18 protein-coding genes and 3 tRNA genes are annotated in these 18,036 nt (G+C 71.2%); 14 read left to right on the top strand and 7 right to left on the bottom strand.

Features of this window, described 5'->3' with window-relative positions; all coding sequences use genetic code 11:
* Positions 1-47 precede the first annotated feature (47 nt).
* The gene (locus tag ABD437_RS05635; RefSeq protein ID WP_344647659.1) at positions 48-641 is read left to right on the top strand and encodes a TetR/AcrR family transcriptional regulator; all 594 of its coding nucleotides are present in this window, start codon (positions 48-50) and stop codon (positions 639-641) included.
* Positions 642-672: 31 nt separating this feature from the next.
* Here the strand turns inward: ABD437_RS05635 and ABD437_RS05630 are convergent, their stop codons facing one another.
* The 4 genes from ABD437_RS05630 to ABD437_RS05615 all read right to left on the bottom strand — a co-directional run bounded on the left by ABD437_RS05630 (position 673) and on the right by ABD437_RS05615 (position 3,170).
* Positions 673-1,044, bottom strand: a complete 372-nt coding sequence (locus tag ABD437_RS05630) for a hypothetical protein (protein ID WP_344647658.1) — start codon at positions 1,042-1,044, stop codon at positions 673-675.
* 82 nt (positions 1,045-1,126) lie between these two features.
* Positions 1,127-1,642: a roadblock/LC7 domain-containing protein gene (locus tag ABD437_RS05625; protein ID WP_344647657.1), complete on the bottom strand. Its 516-nt coding sequence runs from the start codon at positions 1,640-1,642 to the stop codon at positions 1,127-1,129.
* Positions 1,639-2,826, bottom strand: a complete 1,188-nt coding sequence (locus ABD437_RS05620) for a hypothetical protein (RefSeq protein ID WP_344647656.1) — start codon at positions 2,824-2,826, stop codon at positions 1,639-1,641. The genes ABD437_RS05625 and ABD437_RS05620 overlap by 4 nt, the downstream gene beginning before the upstream one ends.
* Positions 2,826-3,170 (bottom strand): hypothetical protein, encoded by a 345-nt coding sequence (locus ABD437_RS05615; protein ID WP_425558094.1) that lies wholly within the window; start codon positions 3,168-3,170, stop codon positions 2,826-2,828. The genes ABD437_RS05620 and ABD437_RS05615 overlap by 1 nt, the downstream gene beginning before the upstream one ends.
* A gap of 343 nt (positions 3,171-3,513) precedes the next feature.
* Here ABD437_RS05615 and ABD437_RS05610 point away from each other — a divergent pair, with 343 nt between their 5' ends.
* Positions 3,514-5,739 (top strand): putative bifunctional diguanylate cyclase/phosphodiesterase, encoded by a 2,226-nt coding sequence (locus ABD437_RS05610; RefSeq protein WP_344647654.1) that lies wholly within the window; start codon positions 3,514-3,516, stop codon positions 5,737-5,739.
* Positions 5,740-5,901: 162 nt separating this feature from the next.
* Here the strand turns inward: ABD437_RS05610 and ABD437_RS05605 are convergent, their stop codons facing one another.
* Positions 5,902-6,507 carry an ANTAR domain-containing protein gene (locus tag ABD437_RS05605; RefSeq protein ID WP_344647653.1) on the bottom strand — a complete coding sequence of 202 codons (606 nt, stop codon included), beginning with the start codon at positions 6,505-6,507 and terminating at the stop codon, positions 5,902-5,904.
* 179 nt (positions 6,508-6,686) lie between these two features.
* A complete protein-coding gene (locus ABD437_RS05600; RefSeq protein WP_344647652.1) occupies positions 6,687-7,397 on the bottom strand; it encodes a M50 family metallopeptidase in 711 nt (236 codons plus the stop codon).
* Positions 7,398-7,542: 145 nt separating this feature from the next.
* Here ABD437_RS05600 and ABD437_RS05595 point away from each other — a divergent pair, with 145 nt between their 5' ends.
* The 9 genes from ABD437_RS05595 (at position 7,543) to ABD437_RS05555 (ending at position 15,108) form a co-directional block, all read left to right on the top strand.
* A complete protein-coding gene (locus ABD437_RS05595; protein WP_344647651.1) occupies positions 7,543-7,833 on the top strand; it encodes a hypothetical protein in 291 nt (96 codons plus the stop codon).
* 105 nt (positions 7,834-7,938) lie between these two features.
* Positions 7,939-10,509, top strand: coding sequence for a putative bifunctional diguanylate cyclase/phosphodiesterase (locus tag ABD437_RS05590; RefSeq protein WP_344647650.1), 2,571 nt, complete (start codon positions 7,939-7,941; stop codon positions 10,507-10,509).
* A gap of 89 nt (positions 10,510-10,598) precedes the next feature.
* Positions 10,599-10,671, top strand: a tRNA-Thr gene (locus ABD437_RS05585).
* A gap of 53 nt (positions 10,672-10,724) precedes the next feature.
* Positions 10,725-10,797 (top strand) — tRNA-Met (locus ABD437_RS05580).
* Between the two features lie 94 nt (positions 10,798-10,891).
* Complete coding sequence (gene rpmG, locus ABD437_RS05575) at positions 10,892-11,023, top strand: 50S ribosomal protein L33 (RefSeq protein ID WP_240746576.1); 132 nt, start codon at positions 10,892-10,894, stop codon at positions 11,021-11,023.
* Between the two features lie 1,085 nt (positions 11,024-12,108).
* A complete protein-coding gene (locus tag ABD437_RS05570; RefSeq protein WP_344647649.1) occupies positions 12,109-12,561 on the top strand; it encodes a MaoC family dehydratase N-terminal domain-containing protein in 453 nt (150 codons plus the stop codon).
* Positions 12,561-12,989: a MaoC family dehydratase gene (locus ABD437_RS05565; RefSeq protein WP_344647648.1), complete on the top strand. Its 429-nt coding sequence runs from the start codon at positions 12,561-12,563 to the stop codon at positions 12,987-12,989. The genes ABD437_RS05570 and ABD437_RS05565 overlap by 1 nt, the downstream gene beginning before the upstream one ends.
* Before the next feature lie 71 nt (positions 12,990-13,060).
* The gene (locus ABD437_RS05560; protein WP_344647647.1) at positions 13,061-13,615 is read left to right on the top strand and encodes a TetR/AcrR family transcriptional regulator; all 555 of its coding nucleotides are present in this window, start codon (positions 13,061-13,063) and stop codon (positions 13,613-13,615) included.
* Positions 13,616-13,689: 74 nt separating this feature from the next.
* On the top strand, positions 13,690-15,108 hold the full coding sequence (locus ABD437_RS05555; protein WP_344647646.1) for a DHA2 family efflux MFS transporter permease subunit: 1,419 nt from the start codon (positions 13,690-13,692) through the stop codon (positions 15,106-15,108).
* A 214-nt stretch (positions 15,109-15,322) separates the two neighbouring features.
* Here ABD437_RS05555 and ABD437_RS05550 read toward each other — a convergent pair whose 3' ends face one another.
* Positions 15,323-16,546 carry a pyridoxal phosphate-dependent aminotransferase gene (locus ABD437_RS05550; RefSeq protein WP_344647645.1) on the bottom strand — a complete coding sequence of 408 codons (1,224 nt, stop codon included), beginning with the start codon at positions 16,544-16,546 and terminating at the stop codon, positions 15,323-15,325.
* Between the two features lie 187 nt (positions 16,547-16,733).
* Here ABD437_RS05550 and ABD437_RS05545 point away from each other — a divergent pair.
* From ABD437_RS05545 to nusG, 3 genes are all read left to right on the top strand, one after another.
* Positions 16,734-16,806 (top strand) — tRNA-Trp (locus ABD437_RS05545).
* Between the two features lie 12 nt (positions 16,807-16,818).
* Positions 16,819-17,223 carry a preprotein translocase subunit SecE gene (gene secE, locus ABD437_RS05540; RefSeq protein ID WP_344647644.1) on the top strand — a complete coding sequence of 135 codons (405 nt, stop codon included), beginning with the start codon at positions 16,819-16,821 and terminating at the stop codon, positions 17,221-17,223.
* A 98-nt stretch (positions 17,224-17,321) separates the two neighbouring features.
* The gene (gene nusG / locus ABD437_RS05535) at positions 17,322-18,029 is read left to right on the top strand and encodes a transcription termination/antitermination protein NusG (RefSeq protein ID WP_425558093.1); all 708 of its coding nucleotides are present in this window, start codon (positions 17,322-17,324) and stop codon (positions 18,027-18,029) included.
* Positions 18,030-18,036 lie beyond the last annotated feature (7 nt).

The raw sequence follows: 18,036 nt of genomic DNA, 5'->3' as shown, positions 1-18,036 counted from the left end.
TACCAGAATGGGGTGACGGTACCATTTCGGGCGAGGAGGGTGAAGCGTTGACTACTGCGGCGGTGCGGCCGACGAACCCCGACGACACCGCGGGCGGGCACCGGAGCCGTCTGCTGTCCGGGATGGGTGCGGCGCTGGTCGAGAAGGGGTACGGGGCGGTCACGATCGCGGACATCGCCCGGCACGCCCGCGTCTCGAAGCGCACGTTCTACGAGCACTTCGCCGACAAGCAGGAGTGCTTTCTCGCGGTGTACGCCGCGGCCAGCGACCGGCTGCTGCGGGTGGTCGCCGAGGCCGCGCGGCCGGAGATGGACTGGCGCGACCAGGTGCGCACGGCGGTGCACGCGTACCTGTCGGCGCTCCAGTCCGATCCCGCGCTCACCCGCGCGATGCTGCTCGAGCTGCCGTCGGCGGGGCCGGAAGCGCTCCGGCTGCGTCGCCGGGGCCAGCAGGACTTCGCCGCGCTCCTGCTCGAACGCGTCGAGCAGGGCGCCAGGCAGCTCTCCCCGGCGATGGCCACCGCGGTGATCGGCGGCCTCAACGAACTGGTGCTGGAGGCCGTCGAGGACGGTCGGGCCGACCGCCTCACCGACCTGTCCGGCGAGGCCACCGACTTCGTCCGAGCCGCGTTGATGGCCTAGCCCGGAGGCGCCGGGCTAGGCCATCGGGACGTCAGACTTCCAGGTCGTTCTCCACGCGCGAGAGCATGTGCCTGGCCATCGCCAGGTTCGCGCGCCCGCGGTCGAGCGAGAGGTAGAGGAACAGGCCCTTGCCCGACCGCGACTGCACCGGCCGGATCAGGTGGTACTGGTGCCGCAGCGTGATCAGGATGTCCTCGATGTTGTCACCGAGGTTGAGCATCTCCATCGTGCGCATCTTCGCGCGGACCACGTCGGTGTTCCCGGCCGCGGCGACGTTGAGATCGAAGTCCTTCGTGCCGCCCAGCGTGCCGAGCGCCATCCCGCTGTTGTAGTCGACGAGTGCCACGCCGATCGAGCCCTCGATCGTCATGGCCTCTTTTAACGCGGTGTCCACACTTGCCATTTGCTGTGCTCCTTGGTCGGAAGGATCGAGTTCGGACGGGTCGAGTGGTTGTTCGGTCGTAGTCAGTTCGGTGACCACCTCCTCATCGGCGCTCGGCCGAGGTGACGGCGTCCAGGAGGGCCGCGAGGCGGTTCGCGACCTGCCTGGCCTCCAGATGGAGCCGGCCGATGTTCGTCTCTTCGCCGGTCACGACGGTCAGCACGGCGCGCGGCCCGGCGGCGTACGTCGCCACGTAGCCGTGCGTGCCCCTGGTGACGGTCTCGGCGAACTGCCCGGGGCCGACCGTCTCGATCAGCCGCTGGCTCAGCCCGAGCACCGCGGCCGAGAGCGCCGCCATGCCGTCGGGTTCGATGCCGTGGGTGTCGTGCGCGATCAGCCGCCCGTCGACGCTGGCGACCAGGCTGCCGGCCACGTGGCGCACGCGGTCGCGTAACCCCCTGATCTGGGCCAGGACGTCCGCCTCGAGCTCCACCGCACTGCCTCCATCGAGTCGCTTGCCGATCAACCGGGACGGGCGTCTGGCCGGGACCACGCCGCCGGGGTGCGGGCCGGGCGCGATCGGTACGCGGCGCGGCCCGAGCGGCCAGCGCGCGCTCATCGGAGCCCCTCCAGTGCGTTGCGCACCCGCGTGAGCAGGCTGTGGTCGGGTTCCGGGACGTCGAGGATCGACGGCTCCCGACTCGTCTCCGCGCGGGGCGGCACCGGCACCACGCCACGCAGCGCGGCCCCGGGCTGCCGGCGGGGCAGCGGCATCGGATGGGCCGGATCGGGCCGGCGGTTCGGCTGCTCGGGCTTGCGCGTCGGCAGGTCCGGCTTCCGGCGGCCGCGTCCGGAGGTGCGCAGCCCGCCGCGCCAGCCCTCGGCCGGTCCGTCGGCGTCGCCGGACGCCCGCTCGGTGGTGGGCGCGGGCTCGGTGGCGCGCGCCGGCTCGGCGCCGGTACCGCCACCACCCACTGCCGGTACCGACGCCGGGCGAGCGGCCGGCACGGGAGCGGCCGGCACGGGAGCGGCCGGCACGGGAGCGGCCGGCACGGGAGCGGCCGGCTGGGACGCCTGCTCCGGACGGGCCACCTGGATCAGCCCGGCGGTGATCAACCGGCGCGACTCGAGGATCGCGCTGAACGCCGACCGGCCCAGCAGCCGGGCCAGCTCGCGGGGGGTGCGGCGCCCGTTCGCGTGGACGATCAGCTCCCACTGCAGATCGGTGAGGACGACGTGGTGGCGCCCGAGCCGCCCGGCGGCCACCACCGGCTGGTCGTCCACGTTCCCCGGCGGTGTCCGTTCGAGCAGGCGCATGCGTTTTCGGATCTGGACGTCGAGCGCGGCGGCCCCGATCCGGCGGACCGGGCCCCACCAGTGGCCCTCGCCGGCCGCGAAACGCACCGGCCCGGTATCCACCGGCACCGCGGTGAGCAGCGCGTACGCCCCGTCGGTGATCGCCGCGGCGGTGCACAGCTCGGCCTCGCCGCGGCTGAGCGCACCGGACTTGATCAGGACGTCGCCGACCTGTCCGGCGGCGGCGCCGGTCGTCCAGGCGCTCTGGAACGCCGCCGCCGGCACCGTCCCGGACGCCTGTAACAGGCAGTCGACGCCGGGGGCCACGGGCGTGTGGACGTAGTACACCTCGCCGTCGATCAGGTAGATCGAGCCGCTGATCCGGCCGTCGACGTGCAGTGCTCCGGTCACGCGGTTCGCCGTCGACTCGTCCAGCGCCTCGGTGACCGAACGCCAGCTCCCGGACTCGAGCCCTTCCCGGTGCGTCGCCGTCGCGTGGGTGGCCATCAGCCGAGCACCAGGTCGGCGGCGAGCCCGGCCAGCCGGTGCCGGGCGATGGCCAGGTTGGCGTGTTCCCGGTCGAGCCACAGGTAGAGGAACAGGCGGCTGTCCAGGCGGGCGTTGAGGAAACGGAGCACGTGGTAGCGGGCGGCCGAGGCCACCACGATGTCCTCGAGGACGTCGCCGGCGGCCGAGACCGCGAACGTGGCGTTCTCCAGCGCGGCCCTGGCCACCTCGGTGGCACCGGCGGCGGCCGGCTCCTCACCGCAGGGCCAGTCGCCGGCGCTGCCTACCGCGAGCCCGGACGCGTAGTCGACCAGCCCGGCGCCCAGCACGCCGGGAATGGACATGGCGTGGCGGAGGCTCTCGTCGATCCCGGGCACACGTCACCTCTCCCTGCCGGTGAGGCTGGGCCGCGCGGAACTGGTGAGCAGCCAGTAACCGAACGGGGCCAGCCGGTCGTGCGCCCCGGAGGGATCTTACGACTACAGCGAGCGGTGATGTGGGTGCGGTACGTATTCTATGAGGTTCGGGTTTATACCTTCAGGTATCACTTTGCGCCCGTGTATTCGAGCGACACCTGTCCGGCCGGGGGCGCATCTCGGACGGACGCCTGGTACCGGGGGTTCCGTACCGCCCGTATGCTCGGCGGTCGGCAAGGAATGTCCGACGAAGCTCAGCGGAGGCTCGCGCGTGGCGGTACGCGCAGGCGGCACCGGGGTCCTGGCGGCTCCGGCAGTTGTCGACGCCGTGGCCCACCGCTGGTGGCAGATCGCCGACGAGACGTGCTTCGTCCCGATGAGCTCGGCCGAGGTCGAGGCCGAGCTGCGCGGGCACACCGCCCGGCTGCTGCGGTCGCTGTCGACGGTGCCGTTCCGCAGCGAGCCCGCCCGTGAGGTCGGGGCCGCGCTCGTCGCCCGGCACTTCGCCGCGCCCGACTTCATCGGGCGCACGGTCGAGTTGTTCGACGATTCGGTGCTCGCGCCGCTCGGCGTCCCGACCGCGTCGCGGGCCCGGCGGCGCGCCGCGCCGTCCGGATCGGACGGGCTGGTGCGCCCCGGCGCCGTCGACCGCTCGTCGCGGCTCTCGGCCCTGCGCGCGGCCCTGGTGGCCGGGTACACCGAGGCGCTGCGCTCGCAGACCCTCGCGCAGCAGGAGGAGCTGCGCCGCGCCGACCTGGTGGCGCGGGCCGACCTGGAGGCGGCCTCCCGGGCCCACGCGGCCCGGTTCCGCGCCGTGTTCGACAACGCGGGCGTCGGCATCGCGATCAGCGAGTGGGACGGCACGATCCTGGAGGCCAACCCGGCGCTGCGCCGGATGCTCGGCTACACGCTCAAACAACTGCGCCAACGCCGGCTCGACGATCTGGTGCACCGCGACGGCGCGTTCGCCGGCCCCACCGAGGTGGGCCTGCGTGGCGACGCGGTGGCGCCGGTGAGCGGCGAGCGCCCGCTGGTCGTCAACGGCGGTGGCGTCATCTGGGTGCAGTTGACGACGTCGGTGATCACGCCGGGGGAGACCACGGCCGAGGACGGCGAGCCCGGCACCGCGCTGGCCCTGCTCGACGACCCGAAGCGCACCCGGTACCAGCTCACGGTCATCGAGGACGTCACCGAGCGGCGGCGGATGCGGGCCCGCCTGGTGCACCAGGCGCTGCACGACCCGCTCACCAGCCTGCCGAACCGGGCGCTGTTCTTCGACCGGCTCCGCGAGGTGCTGGTCCGCACCGGCCCGCGTGACCCGGTGGGTGTGCTCGTCATCGACGTCGACGGGCTGGCGGCGGTCAACGACAGCCTCGGGCACGAAGCCGGGGACCAGATCCTCGCGTCGGTCGCCGACCGCCTGTCCGAGGAGGTGGCCCGCGCCGGTCACCTGGTGGCCCGCATCGACGGCGACGACTTCGCGGTGCTGGTCGGCCCCGGCGGCTACCGGGGCTCCGCCGACGCGCTGGCCCGCCGGATCCTCGCGGTGCTGGCCCGCCCGTTCGCCGTCGGCGCGCACGCGATTCCGGTCACCGCGACGATCGGCGTGGCCGAGGTCGACGCGGCCGGGGTGGACGCCTCGGGGCTGCTGCGCGCGGCCCAGACCGCGCTGGAGTGGGCCAAGGCCGACCCCACCCGCTCCTGGGCGGCGTTCGAGGCCGGGCGCGGCGAGCGCGAGACCGCCCGTCGGCGCCTGGCCGCCGCGATGCCGGCCGCGCTGGAGAGCGGGGCGTTCCAGCTGGAGTTCCAGCCGATCGTCGGTTTCCCGGACGACGCCGTCCGCGCCGCCGAGGCGCTGGTGCGCTGGAACCATCCCCGGTTCGGCGTCCTCGAGCCGGCGCAGTTCATCCCGCTGGCCGAGGAGACCGGCTTCATCGTCCCGCTGGGGCGCTGGGTGCTCTCCGAGGCCTGCCGGCAGGCCGCGCGCTGGCGCGTCGCCGGGGCCAGGCCGCCGCTGGTGAGCGTCAACATCGCCGCCCGGCAGGTGGCCGACCCGTCGCTGCTCAACGACGTCGCGGTGGCGCTGAGCCGGTCCGGGCTGCCGCCGGAGGCGCTGCAGCTGGAGATCACCGAGAGCGCGATCGTCGGCGGTGCCGAAGCGCCGACCGAGGTGCTGCAGGCGCTGGCCGGCGAGGGCATCGGCATCGCGATCGACGACTTCGGCTCCGGGTACTCCAACCTCTCGACGCTGCGCCACCTGCCCGTGCGTGAGCTGAAGCTGGCCGGCACGAGCGGCGTCGGCACCGACGACATGGACGTCGACGTGGTCGGTGCGCTGGTCGGGCTCGCCCACGCGCTCGGCCTGAGCGTCACCGCCGAGGGCGTGGAGACGGCCGGACAGGCCGACCGTCTCCGCGCACTGGGCTGCGACGCCGGGCAGGGCTGGTACTTCGCCGGCCCGATGGCCCCGGACGAGTTCGCCGCGTCACTTGCCTAGGCCCTGTCCTGTAAGTCTCGCTCGCAGCGAGGCACCGCTCAGGCGTCGTCAGGCAAGGCGGAGGTCTTTCCCGATACCGCTGTTGTATCGGGGAAGGCCTCCAACGCGGCCTGGCGGCGGCTGAGCGGAGCCGCAGCCGAGCATGGACTTGCAGGACAGGGCCTAGAGCGGGTCGCTCTCGCCGGTCGCGCGCTGCCAGGTGACGAGCACCACGGTGGCGATGCGGGCGGCGTGGAGGCGCACCCCGCGTTTCTCCCCGTCGTCCTCGCCCGGAAGCCACGGACCACCCACCGCGGTGCCGGTCGCCAGCGTCCGGCGGCACGCGTTGACCAGGAGCGTCCCGGACGCGGCCGGGAAGAGCTCGCTCACCGCGCTGCGCACCACCCGGTCACGCGGTCGGCCGAGCCAGCGCAGCACCGACCGGTTGGCGTGGTCGACCTGGAAGTCGGCCACCGCGCCCCGTTCGGTCGGCACCGGGCTCAGCACCAGCGCCGGTTCGCCGAACGCGTCGAGCGCCCGGTCGATCCAGTGCGCCCGGCCGTTGTCCGCGCCGCCGATCCCGGACCGTGCCACCACGTCGGCCGCGATCTGTACGAGCTTCACGTTGGTGCTTTGCGAGAGGCTCACGAGCCGCGCGAACGCGCCCTCGTCGTCGACGCCGTAGCGCTCCATGAACACGCCCTTGGCCTGTTCGATGACGGCTCGGCGGCTCATCGCCTCCCGGAGCCCGTCGAGCTCGGCCCGGACGTTCAGCAACTCATCGCGCAAATTCGTGACGTCGCTCGGGATTGCGGGATCACCCGCAGGACCCGCTGAAACCACTGCCCAGCCACCCCTCCCCAATAGGGCGGCTGGCTGCTCAACCGTGTTCCCGAAGATGTGCGCTGCCATTATGCCGATCGACGTCGAGTGGTGGTGCAACTGTCCCCGGTCGACGGTCGCGAACGTCAGTTCAGCAGCCAGCGGACCCCGAGCAGAAGGCACGTGAGCGCGACGAACGCGAAGAGCGCGACCCACAGCAGCGGGTGCAGTCCGGTGAGCCGGGCGAGCTGGTCGGCGTCGGAGTGGGGGGCCTGTCCGCGACGGCGGAGCCGTTGCAGCTCCACCACCGGGCGGGCGCCGCCGAGCAGCAGGAACCACGTGAACGCGTAGGCGAACCCGGCCTGCACCTCCGGGGTGCCGAACCAGGAGACGACGAACACCAGGCCGCCGGTGACCGCCACCGAGAGCACGCCGTAGAAGTTGCGGATCATCACCAGCAGGGCGGCCAGGCCGACGATGGCGAGCCAGAGCATCGCGGTGATGCGCCCGGCGGTGAGCAGGCCCGCGCCGAGCAGCCCGAGCAGCGACGGCGTGATGTAGCCGGCGACGCCGGTGGCGACCATGCCCGGCCCGTACGGCTTGCCCTTGGAGACCGTGACGCCGGACGTGTCGGAGTGCAGGCGGATGCCGGTGAGGCGACGGCCGGACAGGACGGCCGCGGCCGCGTGCCCGCCCTCGTGGGCGATCGTCACGACGTTGCGTGAGATCCGCCAGACGGCGTGCGGGACGACCGCGATCAGGGCGAGCACCGCGGCGGTGAGGACGAGCCAGCGCGGTGGGTCGGGTTGAGTGCCCAGAACGTTGTTCCAGACCTCGCTCAGGCTCCGCTCGTCCACCCGGTCCCCGTCTGTCGCGTGCGTCGTCGCGGGCAGGGTCGCACATGCCCACCACTCACCGGTGAGCGGCCTTGATGACCGGGTGGCTTTAGCGTGAGATAATCCTTTTTAAGTGGTATTGGGACGTTCGTGGTTCGAGGGGGACATGATGCGGGAACATTCCGCCGGTGGCACGACCGGCGGCCGGATCGCCGTCGTGGGGCTGTTCGCCGCCCTGGCCGGCGGCATGCTCTGGGCACCGGCCGCCAGCGCCGCCTCCGACCGGGCGACGGGCACCGGCGACACCGGCGTGATCCGGCCGGAGACCGTGCCCGTCCTCGGCTCCAGCTGGACGTTGCGTCGCACCGGAGACGTGACGGTGACCGTGACGGTTGCACAGGACAGTGACAACGAGTCCGGGACGGGCGATGCCGACATGGCCGATGGGTCCAGCTGAACCTGGCCGTTGCGCCGAATCTGTGCACCTTTCCGGGAACAGCGCCCAGTGGGTCCTGCATGATGTGATCGCCCAAGCTGGGACGACACTGCCGGGGAGGTGCGCGTGGCCGAAGTGACGAGGCGGCGCATCGCCGGGGTTCCCACCCGGCTCTGGCCGCTGGTTCTCGTCACGGCCGCCGTCGGCCTCGCCGGCACCGAGGCGGCCATCACGGTCACCGGCGCCCGGCTCGCTCCGGGCTGGCTGATCCCGGTCTTCATCGGCCTGTTCCTGGTCGGCGAAGCCACCCAGCTGCACGTCCAGCTCCGCCGCGAGACGCACTCGTTCTCGATCTCCGAGATCCCGCTGGTGCTGGGGCTCTACTGGCTCTCCCCGCTGGCCCTGGTGATCAGCCGGCTCACCGCGGTGATCGTGGTCAACGCGGTCCGTCGCACCACGCCGCACAAGTTCGTCACGAACTGCACCGTGGCCGCCGCCGAGACCGGCGTCGCGGTCGCGGTGTTCGCGTACATGAGCCCGCTCGACACGACCAAACCGATGCTCTGGGTGTCGGTGCTGCTCGCGGTCGGCTTGGCCGACCTGGTCAGCTTCGCCGGCATCCTGGCCGCCATCACCCTCTACGAGGGGCGCCCGGCGCCGGTCGCGGTCACCCGCCTGATCATCGCGTCGATCTCGGTCGGTGTGCTCAACACCACGGTCGGCCTCGTCGTCCTGATCGTGCTCAAGGTCAACATGGCGGCGCTCGCGCTGCTCGTCGTGCTCGCCGTGGTGCTGGTGGCCGGCTACCGCGCCTACGCCCAGTTCCTGGCCCAGCACAAGAGCCTGGGGGAGTTGTACGCGTTCACCCGGGCGGTCTCCACGGCCCGGCAGGAGAACAGCCTGGCCGACACGATGCTCACCCGGGTGCGCGAGCTGCTGTCGGCCGAGTCGGCCACGCTCTGGATGCCCGCGCTGGGCCGTCACCCGGAGACCGCGCTGGTGGCCCGGGTGGACCAGGCCGGCCTGATCGACGAGCAGATCGGCGAGGACCCGATCCGCCGGCGCGTGCTCGACACCGGTGTCACCGTGCACCTCGGTCCCCGCGGCACCAACGCCGACCTGCGTCTGCGCCGCGCGCTGCGCGGGCGCGAGGTCAAGGACCTCATCGTCGTCCCACTGCGCTCCGGCACCGCCGTCGTCGGCTGCCTCGAGGTGGCCGACCGCCTCCACGACCTGGCGACGTTCGGCGCGGCCGACGTCCGTCTGCTGGAGACGCTCGCCGCGCACGCCGCCGTCGCGGTGGAGAACTCGCGGCTGGTCGAGCGGCTGCGCTACGACGCCTACCACGACACGACCACCGGGCTGCCCAACCGGCGGCGCCTGGTCGAGGCGGTGGAGGCCGCGATCGCGGTCGACCCGGTGCCCGACGAGGTCGTCGCGCTGCTGGAGTTCGACATCGACGCACTGCGCGGCGTCAACGAGACGCTCGGGCACAAAGCGGGCGACCGGCTGCTCGCCGAGGTCGGCGGCCGGCTCCGTTCACACGCTCCCGACGGCGCACTGGTGGCCCGCCTGGGCGGCGACGAGTTCGCGGTCCTGCTCCGGGCCTCCGGCGTCGAGGGAGTGGTGGCGCTCGCCACCGAGCTCCGCCGGGTCGCGATCGAACCGTTCCCGCTGGAGAACTTCACGATCGAGGTCGGCGCCGCGGTCGGCGTCGTGCTCTTCCCCGACCACGGCGACGACAGCGAGTCGCTGTTCCGCCGGGTCGACGCGGCCACCGACGCGGCGAAGGCGTCACCGCGTGGCGTCGCGGTGTACGCGACGACGATGGAGTCGCGCAGCGTCCACCGGCTGAGCCTGGTGCCCGAACTGCGCCGAGCCATCGAGCGGGACGAACTGACCGTGCACTACCAGCCCAAGGTCGCGCTCTCCTCGCGCGAGCTGATCGGCGTGGAGTGCCTGGTGCGGTGGGAGCACCCCGACCAGGGCCTGCTCATGCCGGGCGAGTTCGTACCGGTCGCCGAACACACCGGCCTGATCGGGCCGCTCACCCGCTGGGTGCTCCGGGCCGCGCTCGCCGAATGCCGGCGCTGGCAGGACCGCGGCCGTCCCCTCGGCGTTTCGGTCAATCTCTCGGCCCGAACGCTCGAAGATCCCGACTTCCCGGACGACCTGGACCACCTGTTGGACGAGGCCGGCGTACCTGCCGGGCAGCTGACGCTGGAGATCATCGAGGGCGGGGCGTTGACCGACGCCGAGCGTCCGCTGGCGACACTGCGCCGCCTGGCCGAGCGCGGGGTGCGGCTCTCCCTCGACGACTTCGGGGTCGGCACGTCCTCGTTCAGCTACCTGCGCACGATCCCCGTGCACGAGATCAAGATCGACCGCTCGTTCGTGCTCGGAATGAACACCGACGCCGCGGACCTGGGCATCGTCCGGTCGATCGTCGGTCTCGGTCAGCACCTCGGGCTGTCGGTGGTGGCCGAGGGCGTGGAGAGCGAGCGGGCGCTGGCGCATCTCGAGGAGATGGGCTGCGACATCGCACAGGGCTTCCTGTTCGCGCGCCCGCTGCCGCCCGACCGGCTCTCCGCCTGGGTCACCGCGCGGACGTCCTCGTCCACCGACACCGCCGCGGACGCCTCCGCCGACGCCGACGAGGCGACGCGCCGGTTGCGCGTCGTCGGTCAGCACGGATAAGCGCAGGTCGACGCGGTTTTTCGCCGGACCGGGGATACCGATTTCGCATGTGCGGGGCGGGCCGTGTAATCTTTGCAGCGGCTCGCAAGGCCCCCTTAGCTCAGTCGGCAGAGCGTCTCCATGGTAAGGAGAAGGTCTACGGTTCGATTCCGTAAGGGGGCTCCGATCCCGACCTAGGTCGGTTGCCCGGCAGTGGAGTTTCTCTTGCTGCCAATGGCGGTGTAGCTCAGATGGCAGAGCAAGCGGCTCATAATCGCTGTGTCGCCGGTTCAAGTCCGGCCACCGCTACCGTGCCAGGTAAGCTTGTAGGTCGAGCACCGAACCCGATTACGTAGAAAGAGGCACTTCCGTGGCCGCCACCGACGTCCGACCGAAGATCACGATGGCTTGCGTGGAGTGCAAGAACCGCAACTACATCACCAAGAAGAACCGGCGGAACGACCCCGACCGGCTCGAGGTGAAGAAGTTCTGCCCCAACTGCGGCAAGCACCAGCCCCACCGCGAGACCCGCTGACCTTCCGCGGCTCCCCGCACAAACATCACGAATGGCGCCACCCCACCGGGGTCGGCGCCATTCGTGTTCGATGGGGCTGGGCGGTGGCTCGATGGCTCGGGGTGCTCCGCTGAGTCGGGATTCGCAGTCGAGCATGGATTCGCTGGCACGGCCTGGGCGGCCAGCTGGGGTTCCCGGCACTTCCACGCGCTTGTCGGCGGCCCCTGGGACCCCGCTGCTGGGGATCGCGCTGTGGACGTCCGCGCCGTGGTCCGCGTGCTGTGGTGAGTGTGCGCGGGTGAGGCGCTCCAGGGTTTCGGACCTCGGGTTCTACGCCTCGGGGCGCCGCGTTCGAGGGCTTTGCGCTGGACGGCGCTCCGCCTTGGGTCTGGCGGTGTCTACGAACGGGTGCCGGCGTGCATCGCCTCGGCGCCGACGAGTTGTCGGGCCTACGACGAGTTTCCGGGGCTACGCGGGACTCCGGTAGGGCCGAGATGTCGTCGTAGGGCCGAGATGTCGTCGTAGACCCGGGGAAGCCCCATCCCGCTCCATGCGCGGACGCCCTCCTCTCCTTCTGGAGCTTGCGCGTGCTCCGCACCTGCATCGCGTTCTGCGGTCCGTAGGGGCCCGCCCCGAGTTCGCTGGGTTCGCTGCCGTGCTTTGCGTAGTCGCGTGTCGGGACGTGTCCGGGTGCCGCGATACTCCGTTTCTGCGCGCATGCCGCACCATCCGCCGGTCGCGGCCTTGCGCCCCAGTCCCGCGCCTGCGTTTTGCGCCCCAGTCCCGCGCCTGCGCTTTGCGCCCCAGTCCCGTGCGCCGCGCCTTGCGCTCCGGTCCCGTGCGCCGCGCTTTGCACCTCAAGCCCGCGCGCCTCGCATCTAGGCTGCGTCTCCTGTGTGCCGAGCTGCGTCGGGCCGCACCTCCCCGCGTCCCGCGCCGGCATTCGAGGCCCCGCTCGTCGCTTCGGGTACGGAGCGGTGTGGGCTGTGCCTCGGTTCCGGCTCGTGGCGGACGCTGTGCCTGTAGTTCCCGGTAGGTTGCGTGGAAACCGACCCCGAAGGAGGCGCCGTGGCCGACCGGACCTGGAGTGCGCTGGTGGGCGCCCTGTGAGCGCCCTGGATGCGATCGGGCGCACGTACCCGAAGACCGCTCCCTACGAGGTCGGACGCGAGAAGATCCGCGAATTCGCCGAAGCGATCGGGGACACCAACTCGGCCTACCTCGACGCGGCCGCGGCGCAGAAGTTGGGGCACCCGGACGTGATCGCCCCGCCGACTTTTCCGATCATCTTCACGATGCGGTCCACGCGCCCGGCGGTGTTCGATCCCGAGATCGGCATGGACTACGCGCGTGTGGTCCACGGTGAGCAGCGGTTCGTCTACACCCGCCCGGTGCGCGCCGGGGACCGCCTCGTCTGCGAGACGCAGATCGAGGACGTGAAGCTGCGTGCCGGCAGCATCTTCCTGTCGATGCGCACCGACGTCACTACCGAGGACGGCGAGCCCGTGCTGGCCGCGTACGCGCTGATCGTCTCCCGCGCCGCTGAGAAGGAGGGCTGATGGCCGCCACCATCTCCTACGACGACGTGGAGGTCGGCACCGAGCTGCCGCCCAAGACGTTCCCGATCCAGCGGTCGAACCTGGTCCAGTACGCGGGCGCCTCCGGCGACTTCAACGTCATCCACTGGAACGAGCGGGTCGCGGTCTCGGTGGGTCTGCCCAACGTGATCGCGCACGGCATGTTCACGATGGCCGAGGCCAGCCGCATCCTCACCGAGTGGGTCGGTGACCCCGGCGCGGTCGTCGACTACGGCGTCCGGTTCACCAAGCCGGTGCCGGTGCCCGACGACGACCGGGGCGCGACGCTCGAGGTCACCGCGAAGATCTCGGAGAAGCTCGACGACCGGCGCGTGAGCGTGGACCTCACCGCGCGCGCCGGCGACGACAAGGTGCTCGGGCGAGCCAAGGCGATCGTCCAACTCGCCTGACGAGGCGCCCCGCGAGAGCGGGGCTCACGTCGGCCTTGACTAAGTAGTGATTGGTCAATAACTTAGGGCGCATGGCAACGCGACTGAGCGCCGACGAGCGACGCAAGATGGTGCTCGACGCCGCGCTGAGCGAATTCGCCCGCGGTGGGCTCGACGGCACGAGCACCGAGACGATCGCCCACCGGGCCGGCATCAGCCAGCCCTACCTCTTCCGGCTCTTCCCCACCAAGAAGGCGCTGTTCGTCGCCGCGGTCGAGCAGTGCTTCCAGCTGATCCTCGACACGTTCGAAGAGGCCACCGAGGGCCTCGCCGGCGAAAACGCGATGATCGCGATGGGGGAGGCCTACGCCAAGCTCATCGGCGACCGCGGCCTCCTGATGCTCCAGATGCAGGCCTACTCGCGCTGTGACGACGAGGAGGTCCGCATCGCCACCCGGGAGGGTTACGGCCGGCTCTGGCAGGCCGTGGAGCGCATCGGTGGGTGCGACGAGGAATCGGTCCGCCAGTTCTTCGCCTACGGCATGCTCTGGAACGTCGTCGCGGCGATGAACCTCGACGAGTACGACGCTCCGTGGGCGCAGATGTGCCTGCCCGAGGACATGCGCGGCAAGCTGAACTTCGACTAGTACGGGTCCCGGCGCGGCCGGGACTTCTTTTTGACCATTGAAGTTAGTGACCAATCACTACTTGGGAGCGGGACATGCCACCCAACACCACACGCTGGACGTTCCTCGTCACCACGCTCGCCGCGTTCATGGTGTCCCTGGACAACCTGGTCGTGACGACCGCGCTGCCGGCGATCCGCACCGCGCTCGACGCCGACCTCGAAGACCTCGAATGGACCGTCAACGCGTACACGCTGACGTTCGGCGTCCTGCTGCTCACCGGCGCCTCGCTCGGCGAACGCTTCGGACGACGCCGGATCCTCGGGCTGGGCATCGCGCTCTTCACGGTCGCGTCCGCGCTGGCCGCGTTGGCGCCGAACATCGGGACGCTGATCGCCGCCCGCGCGGTGCAGGGCGTCGGCGGCGCGATGATCCTGCCGCTCACGCTGACGCTGCTCTCGGCCGCGGTGTCACCCGAACGGCGTGGGGCCGCGCTGGGCGTCTGGGGTGCGGTGTCCGGGCTCGGCGTCGCGTTCGGGCCGCTCGTCGGCGGCGCGATAGTGGACGGCTGGGCGTGGCAGTGGATCTTCTGGATCAACGTCCCGGTGGGCCTGGCACTGGCGCCGATCGCACTGCGCCGCCTCGCACCCGACCGCGGCGCCGCCCAGCGGCTCGACCTGCCCGGTCTCGCGCTCGTCACGGTCGGCCTGTTCGGCGTGGTCTGGGGGCTCGTCCGGGGCAACGCGGCCGGTTGGGGGAGCCTCGAGGTCGTCGGCTCGCTGGTCGCGGGCGGCGTCGTCACGGCGCTGTTCGTCGCCTGGGAGGCCCGCACCGAGCACCCGATGCTGCCGCTGCGCCTGTTCCGCAGCCGTGGGTTCGCCGCGAGCAACGTCACCGCGCTGCTGTTCAGCTTCGGGATGTTCGGCTCGATCTTCCTGCTCGCGCAGTTCCTGCAGACCGTGCAGGGATCCGGTCCGTTCGAGGCCGGTCTGAAGATGCTGCCGTGGACGGCGATGCCGATGCTCGTCGCGCCGCTGGCCGGGCCGCTGTCCGACCGCATCGGCGGGCGTCCGCTGCTGGTCGTCGGGCTGCTCATGCAGGCGGCCGGGCTCGCCTGGCTGGCCGCGAACATGTCGGCCGACACGCCCTACTCGACGCAGTGGCCGGCGTTCGTGGTCTCCGGCATCGGGATGGCGCTGTTCTTCGTCCCGATCGCCAACGTGGTGCTCGGGTCCGTGCCGGAGAGGGACACCGGTGTGGCGTCGGGTGCGAACAACGCGATCCGCGAGATCGGCGGGGTGTTCGGGGTGGCGGTGCTGGCCGCGGTGTTCTCGCACACCGGCAGCTACGCCTCGGCCCAGGAGTACTCCGACGGGACGAGCATCGCGACCTGGGTCGGAGCGGGTGTGGTGCTGGCCGGGGCGGTCGCCGCCCTCTTCGTGCCGGGCCTCCGCAAGCCCGCCGCGGACCCGGCGCCGCTGCCGGTCCGTGAGCCCGAGCCGATCGCGGCCTGACGGCCGGCCAAAGCGGTCCCCTTCCGGCGCGCTGGAGCCCGCCGGAAGGGGACCGCTTCGGGCGGCTCGCGGGCGGCTTGGTGCCGGGCGGTGGTCACAGTGGATGGCTTGCCGCCGGCCCCGCGCGGCGCCCGTCCCGCACTCGGTTCGCCGCGTGGCGTAATGAAAACGAAAGCCCGGTGCCGACGCACCGGGCTTTCGGCAGGAGCGGGGTTCAGTGCGCTTCGGCCAGCAGCTTCTGCAGACGGCTGACGCCCTCGACGATGTCGTCGTCGCCGAGCGCGTAGGACAGGCGGAGGTATCCGGGCGTGCCGAACGCCTCACCGGGGACGACCGCGACCTCGGCCTCGTCGAGGATCACCGACGCGAGCTGGGCGGACGACTCGATCGTGACGCCACGCAGCGACCGGCCGATCAGGCCCTTGACCGACGGGTACGCGTAGAACGCGCCCTTCGGCTCCGGGCAGAACACGCCGTCGATCTCGTTGAGCATGCGGACGATCGTCTGGCGGCGCCGGTCGAACGCGACCTTCATCTCGTCGACCGCCGACAGGTCACCCGAGACGGCGGCCAGCGCGGCCCGCTGCGCCACGTTGCAGACGTTCGACGTCGCGTGCGACTGCAGGTTGGAGGCGGCCTTCACGACGTCGGCCGGGCCGATGAGCCACCCGACGCGCCAGCCGGTCATCGCGTAGGTCTTGGCGACGCCGTTGAGGATCACGGTCTGGTCGGCGAGCTCCGGGACGGCCTTCACGATCGAGACGAACTCGGTGTCGCCGTAGACGAGGTGCTCGTAGATCTCGTCCGTGATCACCCAGATGCCGTGCTCGAGCGCCCAGCGGCCGATCTCCTCGACCTGCTCGGCGGTGTACACGCTGCCGGTGGGGTTCGACGGCGAGCAGAAGAGCAGCGCCTTGGTGCGTGGGGTCCTGGCCGCTTCCAGCTGCGCGACCGTCACCAGGTAGTCCTGGGTTTCGTCGGCGACCACGTCGACCGGCACGCCGCCGGCCAGGCGGATGGCCTCCGGGTAGGTGGTCCAGTACGGCGCGGGGAGGATGACCTCGTCGCCGTCGTCGACGAGCGTCGCGAACGCCTCGTAGACGGCCTGCTTGCCGCCGTTGGTGACCAGGATCTGGTTCGCCGCGACCTCGACGCCGGTGTCACGCAGGGTCTTGGCGGCGATCGCCTTCTTCAGGTCGGGCAGACCGGCGGCCGGGGTGTAGCGGTGGTTCGCCGGGTCGCTGCAGGCGGCGATCGCGGCCTGCACGACGTAGTCGGGGGTGGGGAAATCGGGCTCGCCCGCGCCGAAGCCGATCACCGGACGCCCGGCCGCCTTCAGGGCCTTGGCCTTGGCGTCAACGGCGAGGGTGGCGGATTCGGCGATGGCGCCCACCTTGCTCGAGATGCGGCGGGCGGGGCTGGTGTCTGCTGCGGTCATGCCTCTTACTCTGGCAGACGCGTCACCCGGGTTGCGGGGCACCGGTTTGGGATAAACGTGGCCGACCCCGTAGACTCATCGCTCTGGGGCGCGCCGACGCCCGACCCGCCACCCCTGGTTGGACGGCGGGTTGTCGTCGCGCTCGCCCTCAGGAAGTATGTTGCAAGCGCGCCACCCAGTGGCGCGAAGGGGTGTAGCTCAATTGGCAGAGCAGCGGTCTCCAAAACCGCAGGCTGCAGGTTCAAGTCCTGTCACCCCTGCGCAGAACACACATGACGACGAACGTGGCTGGGAACGACCGACGACGGAAGAAGGCAGATCCGGTGGCGGACAGTAAGGGCGGCGCCCAGGATGTCGCTGCCGCAGAGCGGTCTGCGTCCGACGACTCGTCGAAGCCGCCCAAGAAGCCGACGGGCGGCGGCAAGGGCCCGGGCGACAAGGGCCCGCGCAAGGGCACCAAGGAGCGTCGCCCCAACCCGATCTCCCGGTTGATTCGCTTCATCCGCGAGGTCGTGGCCGAGCTGCGCAAGGTCATCTGGCCGACGCGCAAGGAGCTGATCACCTACACGTCGGTGGTCGTCGTCTTCGTGACGATCATGACCGCGATCGTGTGGGGCCTGGACGCCGGTGTCGCCAAGCTGGTGATGTGGGCGTTCGGAGCCAACAGCGACTCCTAGTTCCACTCCGAGGCCGGCCCGCTCAGCGGGTTGGCCTCGTGCCGCGTTCGCGTGCGGAACAATGTATTGACACCCCACAGACAGAGAAGAGCCATCGCGTGCCCGACTACGACGAGGAATACCGCCTTCCCGAGGGAGGCGAGACCGAAGCCCTGTCCGACGACGCCGAGGCGTCGGCCGACGTCGAGGCGGTCCAGGCTCCGGCACCCGTGGTCGAGGAGGACGAAGACCCCGTCGAGGAGCTGCGCCGCGCCCTGCGGATGGCTCCCGGTGAGTGGTACGTCGTGCACTCCTACGCGGGCTACGAGAACAAGGTCAAGACGAACCTCGAGAGCCGCATCAACTCGCTGAACGTCGAGGACTTCATCTTCCAGATCGAGGTGCCCACCCAGGAGGTCACCGAGGTCAAGAACGGCAAGCGGCAGCAGGTCCAGTCGAAGGTCTTCCCCGGCTACCTGCTGGTCCGGATGGAGCTGACGCCGGAGTCCTGGTCCGCGGTGCGCAACACGCCCGGTGTGACCGGCTTCGTCGGCGCCACCTCGCGAGCCGACCGGCCGAGCCCGCTGAGCCTCGAAGAGGTCGTGAAGATCCTCGCGCCGACCGTGCAGAAAGAGGTCAAGGCGCCGGTCAAGGTCGTCGACTTCGAGGTCGGCGATTCGGTCACGGTCACCGAGGGCGCGTTCGCCACGCTGCCGGCGTCGATCAGCGAAATTAATCCGGACGCCCAGAAGTTGAAGGTGCTGGTCTCGATCTTCGGTCGTGAGACCCCGGTCGAGCTCAACTTCAACCAGGTTTCGAAGATCTAAGTTTCCT

Source organism: Cryptosporangium japonicum, assembly GCF_039524755.1.
Lineage (GTDB): Bacteria > Actinomycetota > Actinomycetes > Mycobacteriales > Cryptosporangiaceae > Cryptosporangium > Cryptosporangium japonicum.
The sequence above is the reverse complement of the archived record's forward strand: the minus strand, read 5'-3'. Positions and strand labels throughout refer to the sequence as shown.

Bases quoted from the DNA above. Each gene is read 5' to 3' on its own strand.
- ABD437_RS05630 (WP_344647658.1), bottom strand. From the start codon at position 1,044: ATGGCAAGTGTGGACACCGCGTTAAAAGAGGCCATGACGATCGAGGGC.
- ABD437_RS05625 (WP_344647657.1), bottom strand. From the start codon at position 1,642: ATGAGCGCGCGCTGGCCGCTCGGGCCGCGCCGCGTACCGATCGCGCCC.
- ABD437_RS05620 (WP_344647656.1), bottom strand. From the start codon at position 2,826: ATGGCCACCCACGCGACGGCGACGCACCGGGAAGGGCTCGAGTCCGGG.
- ABD437_RS05615 (WP_425558094.1), bottom strand. From the start codon at position 3,170: ATGTCCATTCCCGGCGTGCTGGGCGCCGGGCTGGTCGACTACGCGTCC.
- ABD437_RS05595 (WP_344647651.1), top strand. From the start codon at position 7,543: ATGATGCGGGAACATTCCGCCGGTGGCACGACCGGCGGCCGGATCGCC.
- rpmG (WP_240746576.1), top strand. From the start codon at position 10,892: ATGGCTTGCGTGGAGTGCAAGAACCGCAACTACATCACCAAGAAGAAC.
- ABD437_RS05565 (WP_344647648.1), top strand. From the start codon at position 12,561: ATGGCCGCCACCATCTCCTACGACGACGTGGAGGTCGGCACCGAGCTG.
- ABD437_RS05560 (WP_344647647.1), top strand. From the start codon at position 13,061: ATGGCAACGCGACTGAGCGCCGACGAGCGACGCAAGATGGTGCTCGAC.
- ABD437_RS05555 (WP_344647646.1), top strand. From the start codon at position 13,690: ATGCCACCCAACACCACACGCTGGACGTTCCTCGTCACCACGCTCGCC.
- ABD437_RS05550 (WP_344647645.1), bottom strand. From the start codon at position 16,546: ATGACCGCAGCAGACACCAGCCCCGCCCGCCGCATCTCGAGCAAGGTG.
- secE (WP_344647644.1), top strand. From the start codon at position 16,819: ATGACGACGAACGTGGCTGGGAACGACCGACGACGGAAGAAGGCAGAT.